General features: G+C 69.2%; 18 protein-coding genes. 7 read left to right on the forward strand and 11 right to left on the reverse strand.

All coding sequences use genetic code 11. The annotated features are described in order from the left end of the window. The first annotated feature begins 63 nt into the window (after positions 1 to 63). The 4 genes from BKK79_RS15430 to BKK79_RS15445 are packed head-to-tail and all read left to right on the forward strand — an operon-like array spanning position 64 to position 4771. The gene (locus tag BKK79_RS15430) at positions 64 to 1449 is read left to right on the forward strand and encodes a phosphomannomutase/phosphoglucomutase (RefSeq protein WP_071014879.1); all 1386 of its coding nucleotides are present in this window, start codon (positions 64 to 66) and stop codon (positions 1447 to 1449) included. Between the two features lie 36 nt (positions 1450 to 1485). Continuing rightward, positions 1486 to 2544 carry a lipopolysaccharide heptosyltransferase I gene (gene waaC / locus BKK79_RS15435; RefSeq protein WP_232346323.1) on the forward strand — a complete coding sequence of 353 codons (1059 nt, stop codon included), beginning with the start codon at positions 1486 to 1488 and terminating at the stop codon, positions 2542 to 2544. Continuing rightward, complete coding sequence (gene waaA / locus BKK79_RS15440) at positions 2544 to 3890, forward strand: lipid IV(A) 3-deoxy-D-manno-octulosonic acid transferase (protein ID WP_071037993.1); 1347 nt, start codon at positions 2544 to 2546, stop codon at positions 3888 to 3890. The genes waaC and waaA overlap by 1 nt, the downstream gene beginning before the upstream one ends. Before the next feature lie 56 nt (positions 3891 to 3946). Continuing rightward, a complete protein-coding gene (locus BKK79_RS15445; protein ID WP_071014870.1) occupies positions 3947 to 4771 on the forward strand; it encodes an META and DUF4377 domain-containing protein in 825 nt (274 codons plus the stop codon). A 45-nt stretch (positions 4772 to 4816) separates the two neighbouring features. On the opposite strand, the gene BKK79_RS15450 is transcribed toward BKK79_RS15445, so the two are convergent. The 6 genes from BKK79_RS15450 to BKK79_RS15475 all read right to left on the reverse strand — a co-directional run bounded on the left by BKK79_RS15450 (position 4817) and on the right by BKK79_RS15475 (position 12561). Continuing rightward, complete coding sequence (locus BKK79_RS15450; protein WP_071037994.1) at positions 4817 to 6286, reverse strand: TolC family outer membrane protein; 1470 nt, start codon at positions 6284 to 6286, stop codon at positions 4817 to 4819. An 82-nt stretch (positions 6287 to 6368) separates the two neighbouring features. Beyond that, a complete protein-coding gene (locus tag BKK79_RS15455) occupies positions 6369 to 6692 on the reverse strand; it encodes a rhodanese-like domain-containing protein (protein ID WP_071014868.1) in 324 nt (107 codons plus the stop codon). A gap of 13 nt (positions 6693 to 6705) precedes the next feature. Continuing rightward, a complete protein-coding gene (locus tag BKK79_RS15460) occupies positions 6706 to 7359 on the reverse strand; it encodes a protein-L-isoaspartate O-methyltransferase family protein (protein WP_071014865.1) in 654 nt (217 codons plus the stop codon). A gap of 135 nt (positions 7360 to 7494) precedes the next feature. Next, positions 7495 to 10680: an efflux RND transporter permease subunit gene (locus tag BKK79_RS15465; RefSeq protein WP_071014862.1), complete on the reverse strand. Its 3186-nt coding sequence runs from the start codon at positions 10678 to 10680 to the stop codon at positions 7495 to 7497. A 13-nt stretch (positions 10681 to 10693) separates the two neighbouring features. Further along, a complete protein-coding gene (locus BKK79_RS15470) occupies positions 10694 to 11800 on the reverse strand; it encodes an efflux RND transporter periplasmic adaptor subunit (protein WP_084084735.1) in 1107 nt (368 codons plus the stop codon). Beyond that, positions 11797 to 12561 (reverse strand): TetR/AcrR family transcriptional regulator, encoded by a 765-nt coding sequence (locus tag BKK79_RS15475; protein WP_071014860.1) that lies wholly within the window; start codon positions 12559 to 12561, stop codon positions 11797 to 11799. Before BKK79_RS15475 ends, BKK79_RS15470 begins: the two co-directional genes overlap by 4 nt. Positions 12562 to 12838: 277 nt before the next feature. On the opposite strand from BKK79_RS15475, the gene BKK79_RS15480 reads away from it, so the two are divergent. From BKK79_RS15480 to BKK79_RS15490, 3 genes are all read left to right on the forward strand, one after another. Continuing rightward, positions 12839 to 13132 carry a YkgJ family cysteine cluster protein gene (locus BKK79_RS15480; protein WP_071014857.1) on the forward strand — a complete coding sequence of 98 codons (294 nt, stop codon included), beginning with the start codon at positions 12839 to 12841 and terminating at the stop codon, positions 13130 to 13132. A 98-nt stretch (positions 13133 to 13230) separates the two neighbouring features. After that, on the forward strand, positions 13231 to 13800 hold the full coding sequence (locus tag BKK79_RS15485; protein ID WP_071014854.1) for a DUF1439 domain-containing protein: 570 nt from the start codon (positions 13231 to 13233) through the stop codon (positions 13798 to 13800). A 75-nt stretch (positions 13801 to 13875) separates the two neighbouring features. Continuing rightward, the gene (locus tag BKK79_RS15490; RefSeq protein WP_071014851.1) at positions 13876 to 14757 is read left to right on the forward strand and encodes an undecaprenyl-diphosphate phosphatase; all 882 of its coding nucleotides are present in this window, start codon (positions 13876 to 13878) and stop codon (positions 14755 to 14757) included. Positions 14758 to 14840: 83 nt separating this feature from the next. Here the strand turns inward: BKK79_RS15490 and BKK79_RS15495 are convergent, their stop codons facing one another. The 5 genes from BKK79_RS15495 to cyoA all read right to left on the reverse strand — a co-directional run bounded on the left by BKK79_RS15495 (position 14841) and on the right by cyoA (position 19890). Further along, entirely contained in the window at positions 14841 to 15677 is an 837-nt protein-coding gene (locus BKK79_RS15495) for an SURF1 family protein (RefSeq protein WP_071037995.1), read from the reverse strand. Further along, positions 15674 to 16093: a cytochrome o ubiquinol oxidase subunit IV gene (gene cyoD / locus BKK79_RS15500; protein ID WP_071014846.1), complete on the reverse strand. Its 420-nt coding sequence runs from the start codon at positions 16091 to 16093 to the stop codon at positions 15674 to 15676. Before cyoD ends, BKK79_RS15495 begins: the two co-directional genes overlap by 4 nt. Beyond that, positions 16090 to 16758 (reverse strand): cytochrome o ubiquinol oxidase subunit III, encoded by a 669-nt coding sequence (cyoC, locus tag BKK79_RS15505; RefSeq protein ID WP_071014844.1) that lies wholly within the window; start codon positions 16756 to 16758, stop codon positions 16090 to 16092. Before cyoC ends, cyoD begins: the two co-directional genes overlap by 4 nt. After that, positions 16751 to 18754, reverse strand: coding sequence for a cytochrome o ubiquinol oxidase subunit I (cyoB, locus tag BKK79_RS15510; protein ID WP_071014841.1), 2004 nt, complete (start codon positions 18752 to 18754; stop codon positions 16751 to 16753). The genes cyoC and cyoB overlap by 8 nt, the downstream gene beginning before the upstream one ends. A 62-nt stretch (positions 18755 to 18816) precedes the next feature. Beyond that, a complete protein-coding gene (gene cyoA, locus BKK79_RS15515) occupies positions 18817 to 19890 on the reverse strand; it encodes a ubiquinol oxidase subunit II (RefSeq protein ID WP_071037996.1) in 1074 nt (357 codons plus the stop codon). Positions 19891 to 20031 lie beyond the last annotated feature (141 nt).

The raw sequence follows: 20031 nt of genomic DNA on the forward strand, positions 1-20031 counted from the left end.
GCCCTGCCATGGCAGCGGGCCGGACGCCGCGATCACGCATACCCAGGACAGGAAGGACGAACCATGCAACTCGATCCCACCATCTTCAAAGCCTATGACATCCGCGGCATCGTCGGCAAGACGCTGACCCGCGAGGTGGCCCGCGCCGTCGGCCTCGCCTTCGGTTCCACCGCCGTCGAGAAGGGCGAGCGGGCCGTGGTGGTCGGCCGCGACGGCCGCCTGTCCGGCCCTGACCTGCTCGGCGGCCTGGTCGAGGGCCTGCGCGCGGCAGGTCTCGATGTCATCGACCTGGGCATGGTCGCCACGCCGATGGTCTACTTCGGTACCTATGTCGAGCTCGATGGCCAGCGCGCCACGTCCGGCATCATGGTCACCGGCAGCCACAACCCGCCCGACTACAACGGCCTGAAGATGGTGCTGGCCGGCGAGGCCATCTACGGCGACGCCATCCAGGGCCTGCGCCAGCGCATCGAGGCCGGCACCTTCACCAGCGGCGCCGGCGGTTACCGGCAGCTCGACATCCGCCGTCAGTACATCGACCGCATCCTGGCCGACGTCAAGCTGGCGCGGCCGATGAAGATCGCGCTGGACGCCGGCAACGGCGTGGCCGGCGCCTTCGTCGGCGAGCTTTTCCGCGGCCTTGGCTGCGAGGTGACCGAGCTGTTCTGCGAGGTCGACGGCAGCTTCCCCAACCACCACCCGGACCCGGCCCACGTCGAGAACCTGCAGGACCTGATGCGCAGCCTGCGCGAGACCGACTGCGAGCTGGGCCTGGCCTTCGACGGCGACGGCGACCGCCTCGGCGTGGTGACCAAGGACGGCCAGGTCATCTTCCCCGACCGCCAGCTGATGCTGTTCGCCGAGGAGATCCTGGCGCGCAACCCGGGCCAGCAGGTGATCTACGACGTCAAGTGCACCGGCAAGCTGGCCCCCTGGATCCGCCAGCACGGCGGCGAGCCGCTGATGTGGAAGACCGGCCATTCGCTGATCAAGGCCAAGCTGCGCGAGACCGGTGCGCCGATCGCCGGCGAGATGAGCGGCCACGTCTTCTTCAAGGACCGCTGGTACGGCTTCGACGACGGCCTCTACACCGGCGCGCGCCTGCTGGAGATCCTGTCGCGCCATGCCGACCCCAGCGCGGTGCTCAACGCGCTGCCGAATTCCAACAGCACGCCGGAGCTGCAGCTCAAGTGCGCCGAGGGCGAACCCTTCGCGCTGCTCGACAAGATCCGCGCCAACGCGACGTTCGAAGGCGCACGCGAGGTCAACAAGATCGACGGCGTGCGCGTCGAGTACGCCGACGGCTTCGGCCTGGCGCGCCCGTCCAACACCACGCCGGTGGTGGTGATGCGTTTCGAAGCCGATAACGATGCCGCGCTGGCGCGCATCCAGGCCCAGTTCAAGCGCGCGATCCTGGCCGAGAAGCCGGACGCGCAACTGCCCTTCTGAGATTCTGAGCGGATGCGAGAGAATTCCCGGTCCGATATGGGCCACTTGCCGGTGCCCGCGGCCGACGCCGTGGGCGGTTTCCCCTTGCCGGCGCGGCCGCGCATCCTGATCGTCAAGGTCTCGTCGCTGGGCGACGTGGTGCACAACATGCCGCTGGTCCACGACCTGCGCGCGCGCTGGCCCGGTTGCGAGATCGACTGGGTGGTGGAGGAAGGCTACGTCGACCTGGTGCGCCTGCTGCCCGAAGTGCGCCGCGTGATTCCCTTCGCGCTGCGCCGCTGGCGCAAGCGCTTCTACCAGGGCGGTACCTGGCGCGAGGTGGCGGCGCTGCGCGCGGCCCTGCGCGAGTCGGCCTACGACGCGGTGATCGAAAGCCAGGGCCTGCTGAAGACCGCCGTGGTGGCGCGCGCCGCGCGGCGCCGGCCCGGCGCGCCGGTGATCGGGCTGGCCAATGCCACCCAGGGCTCGGGCTACGAGCCGGCGGCCAGGCTGTTCTACACGCTCGACGTGCGCGTGCCGCGCCAGACCCACTCGGTGCGCCGCTCGCGCCTGCTCGGCGCCGCGCTGACCGGCATGGCGCCGCCCGAGCCGCCCCGCTTCTTCGGGCCGCAGGCACGCAGCCTGCACGTCGACGATCCGCACTGGGCCGGCCTGCCGGCGCGCTATGCGGTCTGCTTCCACGCGACCGCAGGCGCCAGGAAGCGCTGGCCGCTGGCGAGCTGGCACGCGCTGGGGCAGCGCCTGCGCGCCGAAGGGCTGGCGGTGCTGCTGCCGTGGGGCAATGAGGCGGAGCGCCGGGTGGCCGAGGAGATCGCCGCCGGCGTGCCGCAGGCGCAGGTGCTGCCGCGCTTCTCGGTGATGCAGGGCTTCGGCCTGATCAACCGCGCCGAGGTGGTGGTGGGCGTGGATACCGGCCTGGTCCACATCGCCGCGGCGCTGTGCCGGCCCACGGTGGAGATCTACACCGCCACCTGGCGCTGGAAGACCGAGGGCTACTGGTCGGATGCCGTCGCCAACGTCGGCGACGACGGCGTGGTGCCCACCGTGGACGAGGTCTATGAGGCCGCGCGCCATGTACGCGGGATGACCGCCTGATGCTGCGCCTGCTCTATACCTTGCTGTGGCTGGCGGTGCTGCCGCTGGCGCTGCTGCGCCTGGCCTGGCGCGCACGGCGCGAGCCGGGCTACCTGCAGCACGTGGGCGAGCGGCTGGGCCGCTATCCGCACAGCCCGGGCGCGGGACCCTGGCTCTGGGTGCACGCGGTCTCGGTGGGCGAGACGCGCGCGGCGCAGCCGCTGGTGCAGGCGCTGCTGGAGCGCTACCCTGGCCACCGCCTGCTGCTGACCCATATGACGCCGACCGGCCGCCAGACCGGTGCCCAGCTGTTCGGCGGCGAGCCGCGCGTGGCGCAGTGCTACATCCCCTATGACCTGCCCTGGCTGGTGCGCCGCTTCCTGCGGCATTTCCAGCCGGAGGCCGGCATGCTGATGGAGACCGAAGTGTGGCCCAACCTGGTGCGCGGCGCGCGCCGCGCGGGCGTGCCGCTGTTCCTGGTCAATGCGCGGCTGTCGCCGCGCAGCTTCCGCCGCACGGCGCGCTTCGGCCGCGCGGCGGCGGCCATGTATGCCGACTTCCGCGGGGTGCTGGCCCAGACCGAAGGCGATGCCGGCCGCTTCCGCGCGCTCGGCGTGGCTGGCGTGCAGGTGACCGGCAACCTGAAGTTCGACATGCAGGCAGCCCCCGAGCTGGTCGAGCGCGGCCACCGCCTGCGCCATGCCTTCGGCGCGCGCGCGGTGCTGGCCGCGGCCAGCACGCGCGAGGGCGAGGAAGCGCTGCTGCTCGACGCCTTGGCGCGTTGGGAGCCGCTTGCCGGCGGCGTGCCACGGCCGGCGCTGCTGCTGGTGCCGCGCCATCCGCAGCGCTTCGACGAAGTGGCCGCCCTGGTCGCGCGCGCGGGCCTGTCGCTGCAGCGGCGCAGCGCTCTGACCGTCGATGTGGCCGATGTGGCCGATGCGGCCGATCGGCCGGGCGCCGGCGAGGCGGGGGCGCTGCAGGCTGACGTGCTGCTGGGCGATTCGATGGGCGAGATGGCGATGTACTTCGCCGCCTCCGACCTGGCCTTTATCGGCGGCAGCCTGCTGCCGCTGGGCGGGCAGAACCTGATCGAGGCCTGCGCGGTCGGCACGCCGGTGCTGATCGGCCCCCATACCTTCAATTTCGCCCAGGCCACCGAGGACGCGATTGCCGCCGGCGCCTGCGAGCGGGTGGCCGATGCCGAGACGCTGGTGCGCGCCGCCGCCGCGCTGCTAGGCGATGGCGCGCGCCTGGCCGCCATGGGCGAGCACGCGCGTGCCTTCGCGGCCCTGCATCGGGGCGCCACGGTGCGCACGGTGGCCGCGCTGGCGCCAGCCATTGCGCCGTACGTGCCGGAGCCCCATTGAACCCGGCGCCGTGCCGCTGCCTCTAATCCGCTTGTCGTTTTCAAGGAGTCCGAATCATGACGCTGCCCATCCGATTGAGCGCTGCCGGCGCCGTGGTGCTGTTGAGCGGTGTGCTGGGCGCCTGCGCCCCGGCGACGGCGCCGGGCGTGCCCGAGGCACCGCCGGCAGCCGAGGCCGGCCTGAACCAGAGCCGTGCTGAAGGCCCCAGCCGTTGGGAACTGACGCGCTGGCAGCAGGCGGACGGCACACTCAAGCCGATCCCGCACGGCGACAACGGCGAGCCCGTGACCTTCGAGTTCAGCGCCGGCATCGATGCCGCGCAGGGCCTCGTCAGCGGCTACAGCGGCTGCAACCGTTTCCGCGGCAGCTACGGCAAGGTTGCCGCCGGCATCGTCTTCGGCCCCGTGGCCGGCACGCGCATGGCCTGCGAGCCGTCGCGCATGGCGCTGGAGTCCGCCCTGTACCAGGCGATGCAATCGCCGTTCAGCACGGTCGGCGTGCAACCCTCGGCCGGCCCGGCGGGCCGCCAGGTGATCTGGAAGACGGCCGCGGGCGACCTGCTGCAGTTCGTCGAGCGTGCGGGACTGGGCGGACGCGCCGAGCAGCCGGCGGCCCCGGCGGGCGCGGTCGAGAAGACCATCGAGGTCGATGCCCAGCGCGTGGCCTGTACCGGGGTCGCGCCGCAGCAGTGCTATCGCGTCAGGCAGGCGCCCGATGCGCCGTGGACGCTGTGGTATGGCGCCATCGAGGGCTTCGACTTCGAGCCGGGAACCCGTTACCGGCTGCGCGTGCGCGAGACCCGCGTCGCCAACCCGCCGGCCGATGCCTCTTCGATCCGCTGGGAGCTCATCCGCGTGGAGTCGAGTTCGCGCGGGCAATAGCGCGCGGCGGCTCCTCCCGTTCGCCGGCCTTGACGGCCGGCACCCTCAGATGCGCGGCGTCGCCGTCGCCATGGCCTCGCGCTTGCCGCGCGGCGCGGCCCGGCGCGTGGCCTCGCCCAGCTTGGGGGCGGCCGGCAGCTGGTACATCGATCCCGGCGCCGAGGTCAGCAGTGTATTGATCTGCACCACATCGTCTTCCTGCAGGGAGGCCGCAGCGGCCTTCAGGCGCAGGCCGTTCATGATCGTGTCGTAGCGCGCGCGGGCCAGGTCGCGCCGGGTCGAGAAGAGCTGGGCCTCGGCGTTCAGCACGTCGATGTTGATGCGCACGCCGACCTCGTAGCCGAGCTGGTTGGACTCGACCGCGCTCTGCGCCGAGCGTTCGGCGGCTTCGAGCGCCTTCACCTGCGCCAGTCCGTTGGATACGCCCGAATAGCTCTGGCGGGCGGTCTGTGCCGCCGTGCGGCGGGCGTATTCCAGGTCGCTGGCCGCCTTGTCCGCCAGGGCGATCGTTTCGCGCACGCGCGACTGGATCTGGCCGCCGGAGTAGAGCGGAATATTGAGCTGAACGCCGATCTGCGAGCTGTTGTAGCGGCTGGCGACATTGACCTGCTGCGTCGCCGTGCCGGTCTGGTTGGTGAAGCCGTAGCCGGCTACCAGGTCGACCGTGGGCAAGTGGGCCGCACGCGCCTTGTTGGTCTCCCGCTGCGCGCTCTCCAGGTTGTAGCGCGCCAGCCCGACCTGCAGGTTGTCGGCCTCGGCCTGGGCGGTCCAGGCGCCCACGTCAGCCGGCTGCGGGCCGGGGATGGCAGCGCCCCCGCGCAGCCCGAGCAGCGCGTCGACCGGCTTGGCGGTGATCTGCTGCAGCGTGGCGCGCTTGATCTCCAGGTCGTTCTGCGCGGCGATCTCGCTGGAGACGGCCAGGTCATAGCGGGCCTGGGCGTCGTTGGCGTCGGTGATGGTGGCCGTGCCGACCTCGAAGTTGCGCTTGGCCTGGGCCAGCTGTTCGGAGATGGCCTTCTTCTGCGCGCCCGCCAGATAGAGGTTGTCCTGCGCGGCCAGCACGTCGAAGTAGGCTTGTGAGGTGCGCAGGATCAGGTCAAGCCGGGCCTGGTTGAAGGTGACCTCGCCGGCCAGCACCGCCAGTTCGCCCTGCTTGTAGGATTCCCAGCGGTCCCAGCGGAACAGCGGCTGGGTCAGCTGCAGCGCCCAGGTATTGGCGTTGAAGAAGCGGTTGGCCGCGATCGGCTGGCTCTGGTCGATGTTGGTGCGCGTGGCGCCCGCCGTGCCGGCGATCTGCGGCAGCAGCCCGGAGCGCGCCTGCGGCAGCTTCTCGCGCGTCGCCTCGAGCTGGGCCCGCGCGCTGGCGAACTGCGCGTCGTTGGCCTGGGCGTCGCGGTAGACCTGCAGCAGGTCCGCGGCGGTGGCGGTGGCCGGCTGCAGCAGTGCCAGCAGGGGCAGCAGCAGGGCCAGGCATGCCTGGGGACTGCCAGGCACGGCGGGTAGCGCGAATGTCATGACATCTCCAGATTTGCCGCCACGCGGCGGCCGGCCGCCGGCGCGCACGCCGGCGGAGGCGGGGGATCGGCCCGGACCTGACTCAGTACTTCGGCATGGCCGGGTCCACCTCGTGGGCCCAGGCATCGACACCGCCGGTCAGGTTGTAGACCTTGGCGAAGCCCTGGCGCTCGAGGAAGCTGGCCACCTGCATGCTGCGCATGCCGTGGTGGCAGATGCAGACGATGTCCGCGTCTTCGTCCAGCTCCGCGGCGCGCGCCGGGATCTGCCCCATCGGGATGTGGGTGATGCCGGGCAGGGCGCAGGTCTGCACCTCCCAGCCTTCGCGCACATCCAGCAGCACCGGCCGCGGCCGGCTGCCGTCGGCCAGCCACTGGGCCAGCTCGCTTGCCTTGATGAACTGCATGGCCGCGCCTGTCTCAGAACTGGAAGCGCGAGGGCTGCTCGGCGCCATCCAGCGGCTGCACGGCGGTCTCGAACAGGTTGGTGACCTGGTATTCGGTCTCGGACACGCGCGTGACCAGGCGGGCCTCCATCACCGGCAGCGTGCCGACGAAGGCGGCGATGCGGCCGCCCACCTTGAGCTGGGCCAGGATGCTCTTGGGCAGCACCGGCAGCGAGCCCGAGATGCAGATGACGTCATAGGGGGCGGCGGCGTCCCAGCCGGCCGCCGCATTGCCCTCGACCACCTCGACGTTGCCGACGCCGGCACGGGCCAGGTTGAGGCGCGCCATGGTCACCAGTTCGGGGCGGATCTCCACCGACAGCACATGGCGAGCGCGCTGGGCCAGCAGGGCCGCCATGTAGCCCGAGCCGGTGCCGATCTCGAGCACGTTCTCGTGCTTGCGCACGGACAGGTCCTGCAGGATGCGGGCCTCGACGCGCGGGGGCAGCATGCGCTGGCCGCCCGGCAGCGGGATTTCCATATCGACGAAGGCCAGGGCCGCGTGCTCGGGCGGCACGAACTGCTCGCGCTTGACCACGGCCAACAGGTCCAGGATTTCCTGGTCCAGCACATCCCACGGGCGGATCTGCTGTTCGATCATATTGAATCGGGCTTTCTCGATATCCATCTTGCCATTCCTTCGATTGCCGACCGCACACGGTTCCGGGCGGTTCCACCTTGTGGTCCGGCCGCGCCGGGGTGGCGTATCCGGACCCTGAATTTTGTCAAACCTCTTATTCTAACTCCGCATGTGTGACACGGTTCATTCCGCCGCCACTTCGCCCGGGCGTGCGGCTGCTGCCGCCCGCTGGCGCGGCTCGCCGCGCCAGCGCCTTGCCAGCCACGCGCCGAAGTCGTCCAGGTAGGTGTAGATCACCGGCACCACGACCAGGGTCAGGATCGACGAGGTGATGATGCCGCCGATCACGGTCTGCCCCATCGGGGCGCGCTGCTCGGCGCCCTCGCCCAGGCTGAAGGCCAGCGGCACCATGCCGAAGATCATCGCCAGCGTCGTCATCAGGATCGGCCGCAGGCGCACCCGCGCCGCTTCCACCAGGGCCGCCTCGCGCGTCAGGCCGGGCTGGCCGTCGGCGCCCTGGCGCGCCTGGTTGGCGAAGTCCACCAGCAGGATGGCGTTCTTGGTCACCAGTCCCATCAGCATGATGAAGCCGATGATGGAGAACATGTTCAGCGTCGAGCGGAACAGCAGCAGCGCGGTGAACACCCCGACCAGCGTCAGCGGCAGCGAGCTCATGATGGCCAGCGGCTGGAAGAAGCTGGCGAACTGCGAGGCCAGGATCATGTAGATGAAGATGATGGCCAGCGCCAGCGCCGACACGGCGTAGCCGAACGATTCATTCATCGACTTGGTCGAGCCGCCGAAGCGGTACTTGTAGCCGGCCGGCCAGCCCATGGCATCCAGCGTGCGCTTGACGTCGCGCGCCACCTCGCCGGCCGAGCGCCCGGCCGTGTTGGCGGTCAGTTCCACTTCGCGGTTCAGGTCGCGCCGGCTGATCTGGTTGGCGCCGGTGGTCGGCACCAGTTCGGCCACCTGGCGCAGCGGCACCATCCGGGGCGAGCCGTCGGCATTGGTCTGGCTGCTGGCGATCATCAATGCGTTCAGGTCGGCCAGCCCGGTGCGCGCGTCCTTGGGCAGGCGCACGCGCACGTCGTAGTTCTGGTCGTCCGGCCCGCGCCAGGAGCTGATGGCGTCGCCGGCCAGCAGCGGGCGCAGGGCGTTGCCGACCTGCGCCACGCCGATGCCCAGGTCCGAGGCCAGTTCGCGGCGCACGCGCACCTCGATGGTGGGACGGTCGTCCTTCATGCTGGAGTCGAGGTCGACCAGGCCCGGGATGGCCGCCAGCCGGCGGCTGGCCTCCTGCGACAGCCGCCGCAGCTCTTCGAGGTCGTCGCCCTGGATCGAGATCTGGATCGCCTTCTGGCCGCCGGCGCCGTCCGGCATGCCGACCAGGGTCAGCGTGATGCCGGCGATGCTCGCCAGGCGCTCGCGGATCAGCGGATTGAGCTGGACGGTGGTGCGCGTGCGGGCGCGCCGATCGGTCAGCCGCACTGACACCAGGGCGTTGTTGCGCCCGGAGGCGTTGCCCGAGTTGATGGTGGCATAGGTGTAGTCCACCTCGGGGAACTCGCGCAGCGCCGCCTCGACCTGGCGCACCTTGGCCTCGGTCACCTCCAGTGCGGTGCCGACCGGGGTGGTGAAGCCGATCTGGGTTTCGCCCAGGTCGGCCGCCGGCACGAACTCGGTGCCGATCAGCGGCACCAGCGCGAAGCTGCCGAAGAAGGCGACCACGGCGATGATGGCGGTGGCCAGGCGGTGGCGCAGCGACCAGGCGAGCATGCCGGCGTAACCGTCGCCGAGCCGGTCCATGCGCGCGGAGAACCAGTCGAGCAACCGTCCCACCGTGCGTCCGTACCAGCTGCGCTTGTCTGCGGTGCCGTGCAGGTCGGGGTCGTGCCAGACCGAGGACAGCATCGGGTCCAGCGTGAAGGACACGAACATCGAGATCAGCACCGCCGCCACCACGGTGATGCCGAACTGGTGGAAGAAGCGGCCGATGATGCCGCCCATGAAGCCCACCGGCAGGAACACCGCGACGATGGAGAGCGTGGTGGCGAGCACCGCCAGGCCGATCTCGTTGGTGCCGTCGAGCGCCGCGGCGTGGTGGTCCTTGCCCATCAGGTTGTGGCGCACGATGTTCTCGCGCACCACGATGGCGTCGTCGATCAGCAGGCCCACGCACAGCGACAGCGCCATCAGCGTGATCACGTTCAGCGTGAAGCCGCACATGTACATCACGCCGAAGGTGCCGACCAGCGCGATCGGCAGTGTCAGGCCGGTGATCACCGTGCTGCGCCAGGAGCCGAGGAAGAGAAAGACGATGGCCACCGTCAGCAGCGCGCCTTCCAGCAGCGTGGAGCGGACCTCCTTGACGCTGCTGCGGATGCCGCGCGCGGTATCGTTGACGACGGTCAGGCGCACGTCGGCCGGCACCAGCTTGCGTGTCTCCTCGGTCATGCGCACCAGGCCGTCGACCGTGTCGACGGTGTTCTGCCCCTGGGCCTTGACCACCGAGAGGAAGAGGGCGCGCTTGCCATCCAGCAGGGCCAGGCTTTCACGTTCCTCCTCGCCGTCGCGCACCTCGGCCACCTGCCCCAGCGTGACCGGGTGGCCGGCGCGGCGCGCGACGATGATGTGGCGGAAGGCTTCCGGCGAAAGCACCCGGCCCTTGATCTGCACCACCGATTCCGTGGACGAGGAACGCAGTTCGCCGGCCGGCAGTTCCTGGTTCTCGTTGCGGATGGCGTTCATCACCTGGTCCACGCCGATGCCCAGCGCTTCGAGCTGGGCCGGGCGGATGCGGATCTCCACCTCGCGCTTGGTGCCGCCGACGAGATTGATGGCGCCGACGCCGCGCACGGTTTCCAGCCGCTTGCGCACGATCTGGTCGGCGATGGTGGTCAGCTCGCGCTGGCTGCGCGTGGCGCCGGGCGCGTTGGAGACCGACAGGTAGAAGATGGGCGCGTCCGACGGGTCGTAGCGCAGCACGCGCGGCTCCTTGACCTCGTCGCGCAGCTGGGGCCGGATCAGGGCGATCTTGTCGCGCACGTCCTGCGCGGCCTGGCCCACGTCGACGCTCAGGTCGAACTTGATCACCACCACCGAGGTGCCCTGGTAGGAGTGCGAGAAAATCTCGTCGATGCCGGAAATGGTGTTGACGATCTCTTCGACCTTGCGGGTCACGTCCGACTCGACCGATTCCGGCGCGGCGCCGGGGTATTCGGTCTGCACCACCACGATGGGGAAGGTGATGTCGGGGAACTGGTCCACCGGCAGGCGCTGATAGGAGAACAGGCCGACCACGATGAAGGCCATCATCATCATGGTGGCCAGGACCGGATTGCGAATCGACAGGCGCGTGAACCACATGGCGGCGGCGACCTCAGTCCTGTACCAGCTTGACGCGGCTGCCGGCCCGCAGCGTGCCCAGGTTGTTGCGCACGATGCGCTCGCCCGGGTTGAGGCCGCCGGTGATCTCGACCAGGCCGCCGTCTTCGTCGCGCACGCCGGTCTGCACCGCGCGCTCGGCCAGCAGGCCGTTCTCGATCACGTAGACGAAGGCGCGCTGGCCCTCGCTGCGCACCGCGCCGGCCGGCACCGCCAGCACATCGGCGCGGTTGCCCAGCACCAGCGCGCCGCGCGCGAACATGCCCGAGCGCAGCGCGGTTCCGGCATTGTCCACGCGCACATAGACCATCACGCTGCGGGTGCCGGTGGTCACGGCCGGGTTGATGCGCGCCAGCCGTCCTTCGTGGCGGCCGTGTCCCTCGATCTCGAGCAGCACGCGCTGGCCGATGGCGGCGCGTGCCACGTCGGCCATCGGGATCGGGGCCTCCAGCTCCAGCACGCGCAGGTCGACCACGTCGATCAGCCGGGTGTCGGGCGAGACCTTCTCGCCAGGCTGCACCGCGCGCGCGGAGACGGTGCCGTCGAGCGGAGACCTGACCATGGTGTCGGCCAGCGATTTCTGTGTCAGCGCCAGCCCGGCCTGGGCCGCATCAAGGTTGGCGCGCGCCACGTCGAGGCTGGACTGGAAGTTATCGAAGGCAGTCTGCGAGATGAAACCCTTGTCGACCAGGGTGCGGTTGCGCTCGTAGGTCTGGCGGGCATTCTCGTACTGCCCGCGCGCGGCCAGCATCTGGCCGCGCGCCTGCGCGGCCTTGGCCTCGAACTCGGTGGGATCGATGCGGGCGATGACCTGCCCGGCACGCACGGCTTCGCCCTCGCGCACCAGTACCTGCAGGACCTCGCCAGCCACCTTGGCCTTGACCGACGACTGGTTCAGCGCGCGCAGGCTGCCCGACAGCGGCAGGGCCACCTGCAGGTCGCGCCGGGCGGCGTCGATCAGGTCGGTCTGCAGGAATTCCACGGTCGCCGGCGCCGCGGGTGCCGGGGCCTTGGCGCCCCGGCTCTTGCGCACCGCTGCGCCGGCGCCCAGTGCCAGCGCCAGCGCGAGGACTGCCAGGGCGACTACCTTGCCACGTCTCACGTCTCGTCTCCTTGCCGGCCGTCCGGCAGCGGGGCGGGGCCGGCAGCAGGCCGGAACTGCTCCCAGAAATAGGGGCCGGACTGGGGCGGCAGCGGCGTGTCGCGCGCGGCGCCCGTGGTCAGGCCGAACAGCAGTACTTCGAGCAGGTTGTCCAGGTAGGCTTCCGGATCGATCTCGATCGCGGAGCCGGCGCCCAGGCCGTGCTGCCACAGCATCAGGAACACCAGCGGCGCGCAGATCAGCGAGGTGGCCGGGTTAGGCGGCAGCGCCCGCAGTTCCCCGCGTGCCACGCCGCGCGCCAGCACGCGGGCGAATAATTCGTCACCGGGCACCGTGACCTCACGATGGTAGAAGGCGGCGATGTCAGGGAAATTGCCCGCCTCGGCCAGGATCAGCTTGGTCAGCCCGGCCACCGGCGTGGCCCCGATCAGGCCCCACCACCCGCGCAGCAGCTCGCGCAGCAGCTCAGGGGTGGAGCCCTGGTAGCCCTCCACCAGGTCCACGCCCTTTGCCAGCGCGGGCACCAGGCTTTCGCGCACCACCGTCTTGAACAACTCCTCCTTGTTGGCGAAGTAGAGATAGACCGTACCCTTGGAGACCCCGGCCGCCGCGGCGACGTCTTCCAGGCGCGTGGCCGCATAGCCGCGTTCGACGAACAGTGCCAGGGCTGCCGCCACCAGTTCCTGCGGGCGGGCGGCCTTGCGCCGGCTCCAGCGCTTGGCCGGGGCGCCTGGCTTGTCTTTGCTGGGAGTCGAGTTCACGAGGGGCGCGCGGCGCCGGGCGGAGCGCGTTGTTTTCGTTAATAACCAATGGGTCAGTAATGTAGGGGAGGGCTCAGGCTCGGTCAAGCGCACATTTGTGGTCATTTGTGGTCAATTGTGCGAGGGGAGGCCACGCACGTTTTGCGCCGGCCGGCGCGATTTGTGCCCTATACCGCATGCGCGGCGGGGTGGCTGGCGCCATGGGCGGGCCAAGGCGAGCCGGCTGCGGCAAAATGGCGGGCTGGCGCGCCGTCCGGCGCCGTCCTGAACCTTTGCCATGAACCACCAGTCTGACCTTGCCTGCCGCCCGGGATGCGGCGCCTGCTGCATCGCGCCGTCCATCCGCTCGCCCATCCCGGGCATGCCGGAGGGCAAGCCGGCGGGCGTGCCGTGCGCGCAGCTGCTGCCCGACCAGCGCTGCGCCATCTTCGGCCGGCCGGAGCGGCCCGCCTTCTGCGCCGGCCTGCGCCCGGCCGCCGACATGTGCGGCGCCTCGCGCGGCGAAGCGCTCGCCTGGCTGGCGCGGCTCGAAGCCGATACCGCTCCCGCGAGCGGCGCGGCGGCGTGCTGAGGACGCGGGCGGCCTTGCCCGGCCTGGACGGGCGGGACGGCGACGCTGCCGGGAACAGGGTCCGGGAAAGAGTCAGGGATACAGCCAGGGGAAACGACATGATCCACTTCAACCGCCGCCGCTGGATGGCCGCCACCCTCACCGCCGCCGCCGCAGGCCTGGCCGTGTGGCTGGGCGGCTGCGCCGGCATCGGCAGCGACTACACCTTCTCGCAGGCCCAGCTGCAGGCCGCGCTCGAGCGCAAGTTCCCCTTCAACAAGCGCTACATGGAGTTGTTCGACATCCAGCTCGCCCACCCGCAGCTCTTGCTCGATCCGCAGCGCAACCGTGTCAGCGTGCAGTTCGACGCCACGGTCGATAACCGGCTGTTCTTCAACCAGCCGCTGAAGGGCCGCTTCGCGCTGGACAGCGGCCTGCGCTACGACCAGCCCACGCGCTCGCTGGTGCTGCAGGATCCGCAGGTGCAGCAGTTCGACGTGGCCGGCCTGCCGGGGCAGTTCTCGCGGCAGCTCAATGCACTGGGCGCGATCCTCGCCGAACAGCTGCTGCAGGGCTATCCCCTCTACACGTTCAAGCCGGAACAGCTGCGGCTGGCCGGAACCGAGGTCGAGCCCGGTACAATCACCGTCTTGCCCAACGGCATCAACGTCAAGATCAACCGGCCCTGAGGCCGGCGCATCGTCCGGTCCGGACCGTCCCGGCGGGGCCGTGCGGCGCTCTCCATCAACCCAATCCGCTCCAGCATGGATATTGCAATCGCCCTGAAGGCCGTGATCCTCGGCATCGTCGAAGGCCTGACCGAGTTCCTGCCCATCTCCAGCACCGGCCACCTGATCCTGGCCGGCCAGTTGCTGAATTTCAACGACGAAAAGGGCAAGATCTTCGAGATCGTCATCCAGTTCGGTGCGATCCTGGCCGTCTGCTGGGAGTTCCGCCAGCGCATCGGCAAGGTGGTGGCCGGCCTGTCGTCCGACCGCAATGCCCAGCGCTTCGCCGTCAATGTCATCGTCGCCACGCTGCCGGCCATCGTGCTGGCCCTGGTGTTCGGCAAATGGATCAAGGCCCATCTGTTCAGCCCGATCACGGTGGCGACCGCCTTCATCATCGGCGGCCTGGTGATCCTGTGGGCGGAACGGCGCGACGCGCGCCGCGGCCAGGTCTCGCATCCGCGCGGCAACGCCCTGCTGGAGGCGGCCAAGGCCGGCGCGCCGCGCATCGAATCGGTCGACGACCTGAACTGGCGCGACGCAGTCAAGATCGGCTTCGCCCAGTGCTTCGCGCTGATTCCCGGCACCTCGCGCTCCGGCGCGACCATCATCGGCGGCATGCTGTTCGGCCTGTCGCGCCAGGTGGCCACCGAATTCTCCTTCTTCCTGGCCATCCCGGTGATCTTCGGCGCCACCGTCTACGAACTCTACAAGGCGCGCGCGCTGCTGTCGGCCGACGACTTCGGTATCTTCGGCATCGGCTTCGTGTTCGCCTTCATTTCGGCCTTCCTGTGCGTGCGCTGGCTGCTGCGCTTCGTCGCCACGCACGATTTCAAGCCCTTTGCCTGGTATCGCATTGCCTTCGGCCTGATCGTGCTCGGCACGGCCTACAGCGGGCTGGTGGCCTGGAGCGCGTAAGCCGGGCACCCTGTCGCAGAGCAGAAACGAGAACCTCCCCGGCTGGGGAGGTTTTTTTTCGCCGCGAGGTGCTGCGCGGGCAGTCAGGTACGGGTCGGGTGGCCTTTGCCCGATGCGCCACCGTCCCGGCTGCCACGCCGCAGCCGCCGTTCCTCGCGCACCACCAGCCAGGCGCCGCCGGCCAGCATCAGCGCCAGGCCGTACCAGGTCAGGGCATAGACCAGGTGGTTGTTGGGGAAGGCGATCACCGTCAGGCCGCCGGCCGGATAGGCGGGGGCCGCGCCCGGGGCCGCCGGCGCGGCCTCGGCATCGATGAAGTAGGGGGCGACGCGGCTGGCGTCGAGGCCGCGCGCCGCGGCGATTTCCGCGACGTCGCGCGCGTACCAGATGCCGCGCGCCGGATCGTTCGTGCGCAGGAAGCGGCTACCTGGCTCGCTGATGCGCAGCAGGCCGGTCACCGTGACCGCCGTCGACGGCGCGGGGGTGTTGCGGCTGGCCGGCTCGCGCTGCTCGGGCGGCACGAAGCCGCGGTTGACCAGCACGATGCTGCCGTCGGCCTGGCGCAGCGGCGTGATCACCCAGAAGCCGGTGCCGAGGTCGGTGCTGGCCTGCACCAGCGTTTCGCGGTCGTTGAGGAAGGTGCCGCTGACCCGCACATGGCGGTACTCGTCGCTGGCGGCGCTGACTGCCGGCCATCGCGCGGGGGCGGGCGCGTCGACCGGCGGCGCGTGCACGCGCTGGTCGACGTGTGCGATCAGGTCGAGTTTCCAGGCGCGCCGGTGGACCTGCCAGGTGCCCAGCGCGCAGAGCGTGCTGAAGGCGAGCAGGCCGATCAGGGCGAGCAGGACGAGGGTGGCGGGACGGCGGGGTTGGGCAGGCCGGTCGAGCCGGCCGTCGGTGTCGCGGGAATTGCTGGTCAAGGCAGGTTCTTCAAGTCGCGCGTTGTCGTCGGCATCATGTTCTGGTCGAGGTGGAACATGACCCAGAGCGAGCCGCTGAGCGCGATCACCACCAGTACGATGGTGAAGATCAGCGCCAGCATCGACCAGCCGCCCTCGACCTTGGCGTTCATGTGCAGGAAATAGATCATGTGCACGACGATCTGCACGGCGGCAAAGGCGAGGAGGAACAACGCAGTGGTACTGGATTTGTCGAATACCTTGCCCATCACCAGCCAGAAGGGGAGCGCGGTCAGTACCACCGACAGCAGGAAACCGGTCGCGTAGCCCCCGAAGCTGATGTGGAAGCCGTCGTCCTCGTGGTCATGGTGACCGTGATGGTCGTCATGGCCGTGGGCGCCTCCGGCATCGGCAAGCGTATTGTCGTGCGCGCTCATGGTAACACTCCCATCAGGTAGACGAAGGTAAATACCCCGATCCAGACCACGTCCAGGAAGTGCCAGAACATGGACAGGCACATCAGGCGCCGCTTGTTCTCGCGGATCAGCCCGTGCTTGCCGACCTGTGTCATCAGGGTCAGCAGCCAGATGATGCCGCAGGTCACGTGCAGCCCGTGGGTGCCGACCAGGGCGAAGAAGGACGTCAGGAAGGCGCTGCGCTGCGGGCCGTTGCCTTCGTGGATCAGGTTGGCGAACTCGTACAGCTCCACGCCGAGGAAGGCCGCGCCGAACAGGCCGGTGATGGCCAGCCACAGCTGGGTGCTGCCGACCTGGTTGCGCTGCGTCGCCAGCATGGCGAAGCCGTAGGTGATCGACGACAGCAGCAGGAAGGAGGTATTCAGCGCCACCAGCGGCAGCTCGAACACTTCGGCCCCGGTCGGCCCGCCCGCGTAGTGCCGGCCCAGCACGCCGTAGGCGGCGAACAGGCAGGCGAAGATCAGGCAGTCGCTCATCAGGTAGATCCAGAAGCCCAGCAAGGTGCCGTTGGGCGGGTGGACCTCGCTGGTGGCGTAGAAGCGCAGCGGGGCCGAGGCGCGCGCGCTGTCCGCCGGCGCCGTGCCGGCGGACGGGAAGCGGGGATCGAGGGCGGTCGTCTCAGACATGGTTGGCGAGCAGGCGCGTGCGCGCCGCCTCCGTGTGGGTGACCTCGTCGGCCGGGATGTAGTAGTCGCGCTTGTAGTTGAAGGTGTGGCCGATCGCCACCACCAGCGTGGCGGCAAAGGAGAGGGCTGCCACCAGCCACATGTGCCAGATCAGCGCGAAGCCGCACAGCGTGCTCAGGCCCGCCAGGATGATGCCGGCGCCGGTGTTCTTCGGCATGTGGATGGGAATGAAGTCCTGCTGCGGCCGCACGAAGCCCTGCTCCTTCATCTGCCACCAGGCGTCGCTGTCATGGACGATCGGGGTGAAGGCGAAGTTGTACTGCGGTGGGGGCGAGGAGGTCGACCATTCCAGCGTGCGGGCGTTCCAGGGGTCGCCGGTGGTGTCGCGCAGCGCCTCGCGCCGGCGGAAGCTGACCACCAGCTGGATCAGGAAGCAGGCGATGCCCAGTGCGATCAGCAGGGCGCCGAAGGCGGCGAGCTGGAACCAGATCTGCAGCGAAGGATCGATGAAATGGCTCAGGCGGCGCGTCACCCCTTTCAGGCCCAGCACGTACAGTGGCATGAAGGCGAAGTAGAAGCCGATCAGCCAGAACCAGAACGAGCACTTGCCCCAGAAGGGATCGAGACGGTAGCCGAAGGCCTTGGGAAACCAGAAGCTGATGCCGGCCATCAGCCCGAACAGCACGCCGCCGATGATCACGTTGTGGAAGTGGGCGATCAGGAACAAGCTGTTGTGCAGCAGGAAGTCGGCCGGTGGCACCGCCAGCAGCACACCCGTCATGCCGCCGATGACGAAGGTCACCATGAAGCCGATCGTCCACAGCATCGGCACCTCGTAGCGGATGCGGCCCTTGTACATGGTGAAGAGCCAGTTGAACATCTTCGCCCCGGTCGGGATCGAGATGATCATCGTCGTGATGCCGAAGAAGGAATTGACGCTGGCGCCCGAGCCCATGGTGAAGAAGTGGTGCAGCCAGACCAGGTAGGACAGCACCGTGATCACCACCGTCGCATACACCATCGAGGCGTAGCCGAACAGCCGCTTGCCGGTGAAGGTGGACACCACCTCGGAGAAGATGCCGAACACCGGCAGCACCAGGATGTAGACCTCGGGGTGGCCCCAGATCCAGATCAGGTTCACGTACATCATGGCGCTGCCGCCAAGGTCGCTGGTGAAGAAGTTGGTGCCGACGTAGCGGTCCAGCGCCAGCATCGCCAGCACCGCGGTCAGCACGGGGAAGGCGGCGATGATCAGCACGTTGGTGCACAGCGCGGTCCAGGTGAAGACCGGCATCTTCATCAGGGTCATGCCCGGGGCGCGCATCTTGACGATGGTGACCAGCAGGTTGATGCCTGACAGCAAGGTGCCGATGCCTGCCACCTGCAAGGCCCAGATGTAGTAGTCGACCCCGACGTCCGGACTCTGCAGGATGCCGGACAGCGGCGGATAGGCCAGCCAGCCGGTGCGGGCGAACTCGCCGACGAACAGCGAGGCCATCACCAGCACCGCGCCGCCGGTGGTCATCCAGAAGCTGAAGTTGTTGAGGAAGGGGAAGGCCACGTCGCGCGCGCCGATCTGCAGCGGCACCACGAAGTTCATGAACCCGGTGACCAGCGGCATGGCCACGAAGAAGATCATGATCACGCCGTGCGCGGTGAAGATCTGGTCGTAGTGGTGCGGCGGCAGGTAGCCCAGGTTGTCGCCGAAGGCGACCGCCTGCTGCAGCCGCATCATCACGGCATCGGCGAAGCCGCGCAGCAGCATCACGATGCCGAGGATCACGTACATGATCCCGATCTTCTTGTGGTCGATGCTGGTGAACCATTCCCGCCACAGGTAGCCCCACAGGCGGAAGTACGTGATCCCTCCGACGACCGCCACGCCGCCGATGGCGACCGCGGCGAAGGTCGCCAGCAGGATGGGCTCGTGGAAGGGGATCGCCTCCCATGTCAGGCGACCGAATATCAGCTGGGTGAGATCGAGGCGCTCTTGCATAGTCGTCGGCTGCAGCAGGTCAACGGAACCAGGGACGCTTCATCGGAATGCCCGCGCGATCGCTATCGCTGCAGGCTGCCGGTGACGGCGGAAGGAGTGGGGTCGCCGGCGAGGCGGGCCGTGTCGGCAGCGGTGCAGATCGCGTCGAGGTAGGCCGGCCTGCGCAGCGCCAGGTCCTGCGGCGCACGCCCGTAGAGGGCCATCGCCGTCTCGTAGCGGCGGCGCGCATCGGCGGCCATCACGTCGCGCATGCAGGCCTGGCCGGGCGCCACGCACCGGTTCAGGATGGCGTCGTAGAGGCCCTTGTCCACGCTGGCATAGCGCCGTACCGGCTCGTGCTCGCTCGGCCGCTCGAGCCGCAGGTAGGCATCGCGGCTGAGCGCGCCGCCGTCCGCCCTGACCTGCTTCACCCATTGCTCGAACTCGCCGGAGCTCATGCCGCGGAACTGGAAGCGCATGCTGGAGAATCCCGCGCCGCTGTAGTTGGCCGAGAAGCCTTCGTAGACGCCCGGCTGGTTGATCACCGCATGCAGCTTGGTTTCCATGCCGGGCATCGCGTAGATCTGGCCGGCCAGCGAGGGGATGAAGAAGGAGTTCATCACCGAGGTGGAGGTGATGCGGAAGCGGATCGGCTGGTCGACCGGCGCGACCAGCTCGTTGACCGTGGCGATGCCCTGGTCCGGATACAGGAACAGCCATTTCCAGTCCATCGCGACCACTTCCACGGTCAGCGGCTCGGTGCCGACCGGCACTTCGCGCGCCTCGTCGATGCGCGCCAGCGGGCGGTAGGGATCGAGCTTGTGGGTGCTGACCCAGGTCAGCGCGCCCAGCGCGATGATGATCAGCAGCGGCGCGGCCCAGATCAGCAGCTCCAGCAGCGTCGAGTGGTCCCAGTCGGGTTCGTAGGCCGCCTGCGTGTTCGAGGCCCGGTACCGCCACGCGAACAGCAGCGTCAGCGCGATCACCGGGATGATGATCAGCAGCATCAGGCAGGTGGAGATGATGATGATGTCGCGCTGCCGGGTGGCGAGATCGCCGGCAGGCGAGAGCAGGACGGCGTTGCATCCTGCCAACAGGGTCAGGGCGGGCAGCAGCAGCCAGCCGCGCCGGACTTTGGGTACAGGCCTCGTCGTCATAGGCGACACCTTAGCCGTGGTGGAGAGCGCCGAATTTACGCCTGGGCGGGAGTAGCGAGTACTGGACATATTCCCTATGGCAAAGTCGTGCGGCAGATGCCATTCTTATGGGTGCGGCGAGAAACCGTAACCGGATACCGC

Origin of the sequence: Cupriavidus sp. USMAA2-4, assembly GCF_001854305.1 — a bacterium.
GTDB classification, from domain to species: Bacteria; Pseudomonadota; Gammaproteobacteria; order Burkholderiales; family Burkholderiaceae; genus Cupriavidus; species Cupriavidus malaysiensis.

What these genes read in the sequence shown, in the direction of transcription:
- BKK79_RS15490 (WP_071014851.1), top strand. Translation starts at nt 13,876, where the DNA reads ATGGATATTGCAATCGCCCTGAAGGCCGTGATCCTCGGCATCGTCGAA.
- BKK79_RS15485 (WP_071014854.1), top strand. Translation starts at nt 13,231, where the DNA reads ATGATCCACTTCAACCGCCGCCGCTGGATGGCCGCCACCCTCACCGCC.
- waaA (WP_071037993.1), top strand. Translation starts at nt 2,544, where the DNA reads ATGCTGCGCCTGCTCTATACCTTGCTGTGGCTGGCGGTGCTGCCGCTG.
- BKK79_RS15450 (WP_071037994.1), bottom strand. Translation starts at nt 6,286, where the DNA reads ATGACATTCGCGCTACCCGCCGTGCCTGGCAGTCCCCAGGCATGCCTG.
- cyoC (WP_071014844.1), bottom strand. Translation starts at nt 16,758, where the DNA reads ATGTCTGAGACGACCGCCCTCGATCCCCGCTTCCCGTCCGCCGGCACG.
- BKK79_RS15445 (WP_071014870.1), top strand. Translation starts at nt 3,947, where the DNA reads ATGACGCTGCCCATCCGATTGAGCGCTGCCGGCGCCGTGGTGCTGTTG.
- BKK79_RS15480 (WP_071014857.1), top strand. Translation starts at nt 12,839, where the DNA reads ATGAACCACCAGTCTGACCTTGCCTGCCGCCCGGGATGCGGCGCCTGC.
- BKK79_RS15460 (WP_071014865.1), bottom strand. Translation starts at nt 7,359, where the DNA reads ATGGATATCGAGAAAGCCCGATTCAATATGATCGAACAGCAGATCCGC.
- waaC (WP_232346323.1), top strand. Translation starts at nt 1,486, where the DNA reads ATGGGCCACTTGCCGGTGCCCGCGGCCGACGCCGTGGGCGGTTTCCCC.
- BKK79_RS15455 (WP_071014868.1), bottom strand. Translation starts at nt 6,692, where the DNA reads ATGCAGTTCATCAAGGCAAGCGAGCTGGCCCAGTGGCTGGCCGACGGC.
- cyoA (WP_071037996.1), bottom strand. Translation starts at nt 19,890, where the DNA reads ATGACGACGAGGCCTGTACCCAAAGTCCGGCGCGGCTGGCTGCTGCTG.
- BKK79_RS15430 (WP_071014879.1), top strand. Translation starts at nt 64, where the DNA reads ATGCAACTCGATCCCACCATCTTCAAAGCCTATGACATCCGCGGCATC.
- cyoD (WP_071014846.1), bottom strand. Translation starts at nt 16,093, where the DNA reads ATGAGCGCGCACGACAATACGCTTGCCGATGCCGGAGGCGCCCACGGC.
- BKK79_RS15465 (WP_071014862.1), bottom strand. Translation starts at nt 10,680, where the DNA reads ATGTGGTTCACGCGCCTGTCGATTCGCAATCCGGTCCTGGCCACCATG.
- cyoB (WP_071014841.1), bottom strand. Translation starts at nt 18,754, where the DNA reads ATGCAAGAGCGCCTCGATCTCACCCAGCTGATATTCGGTCGCCTGACA.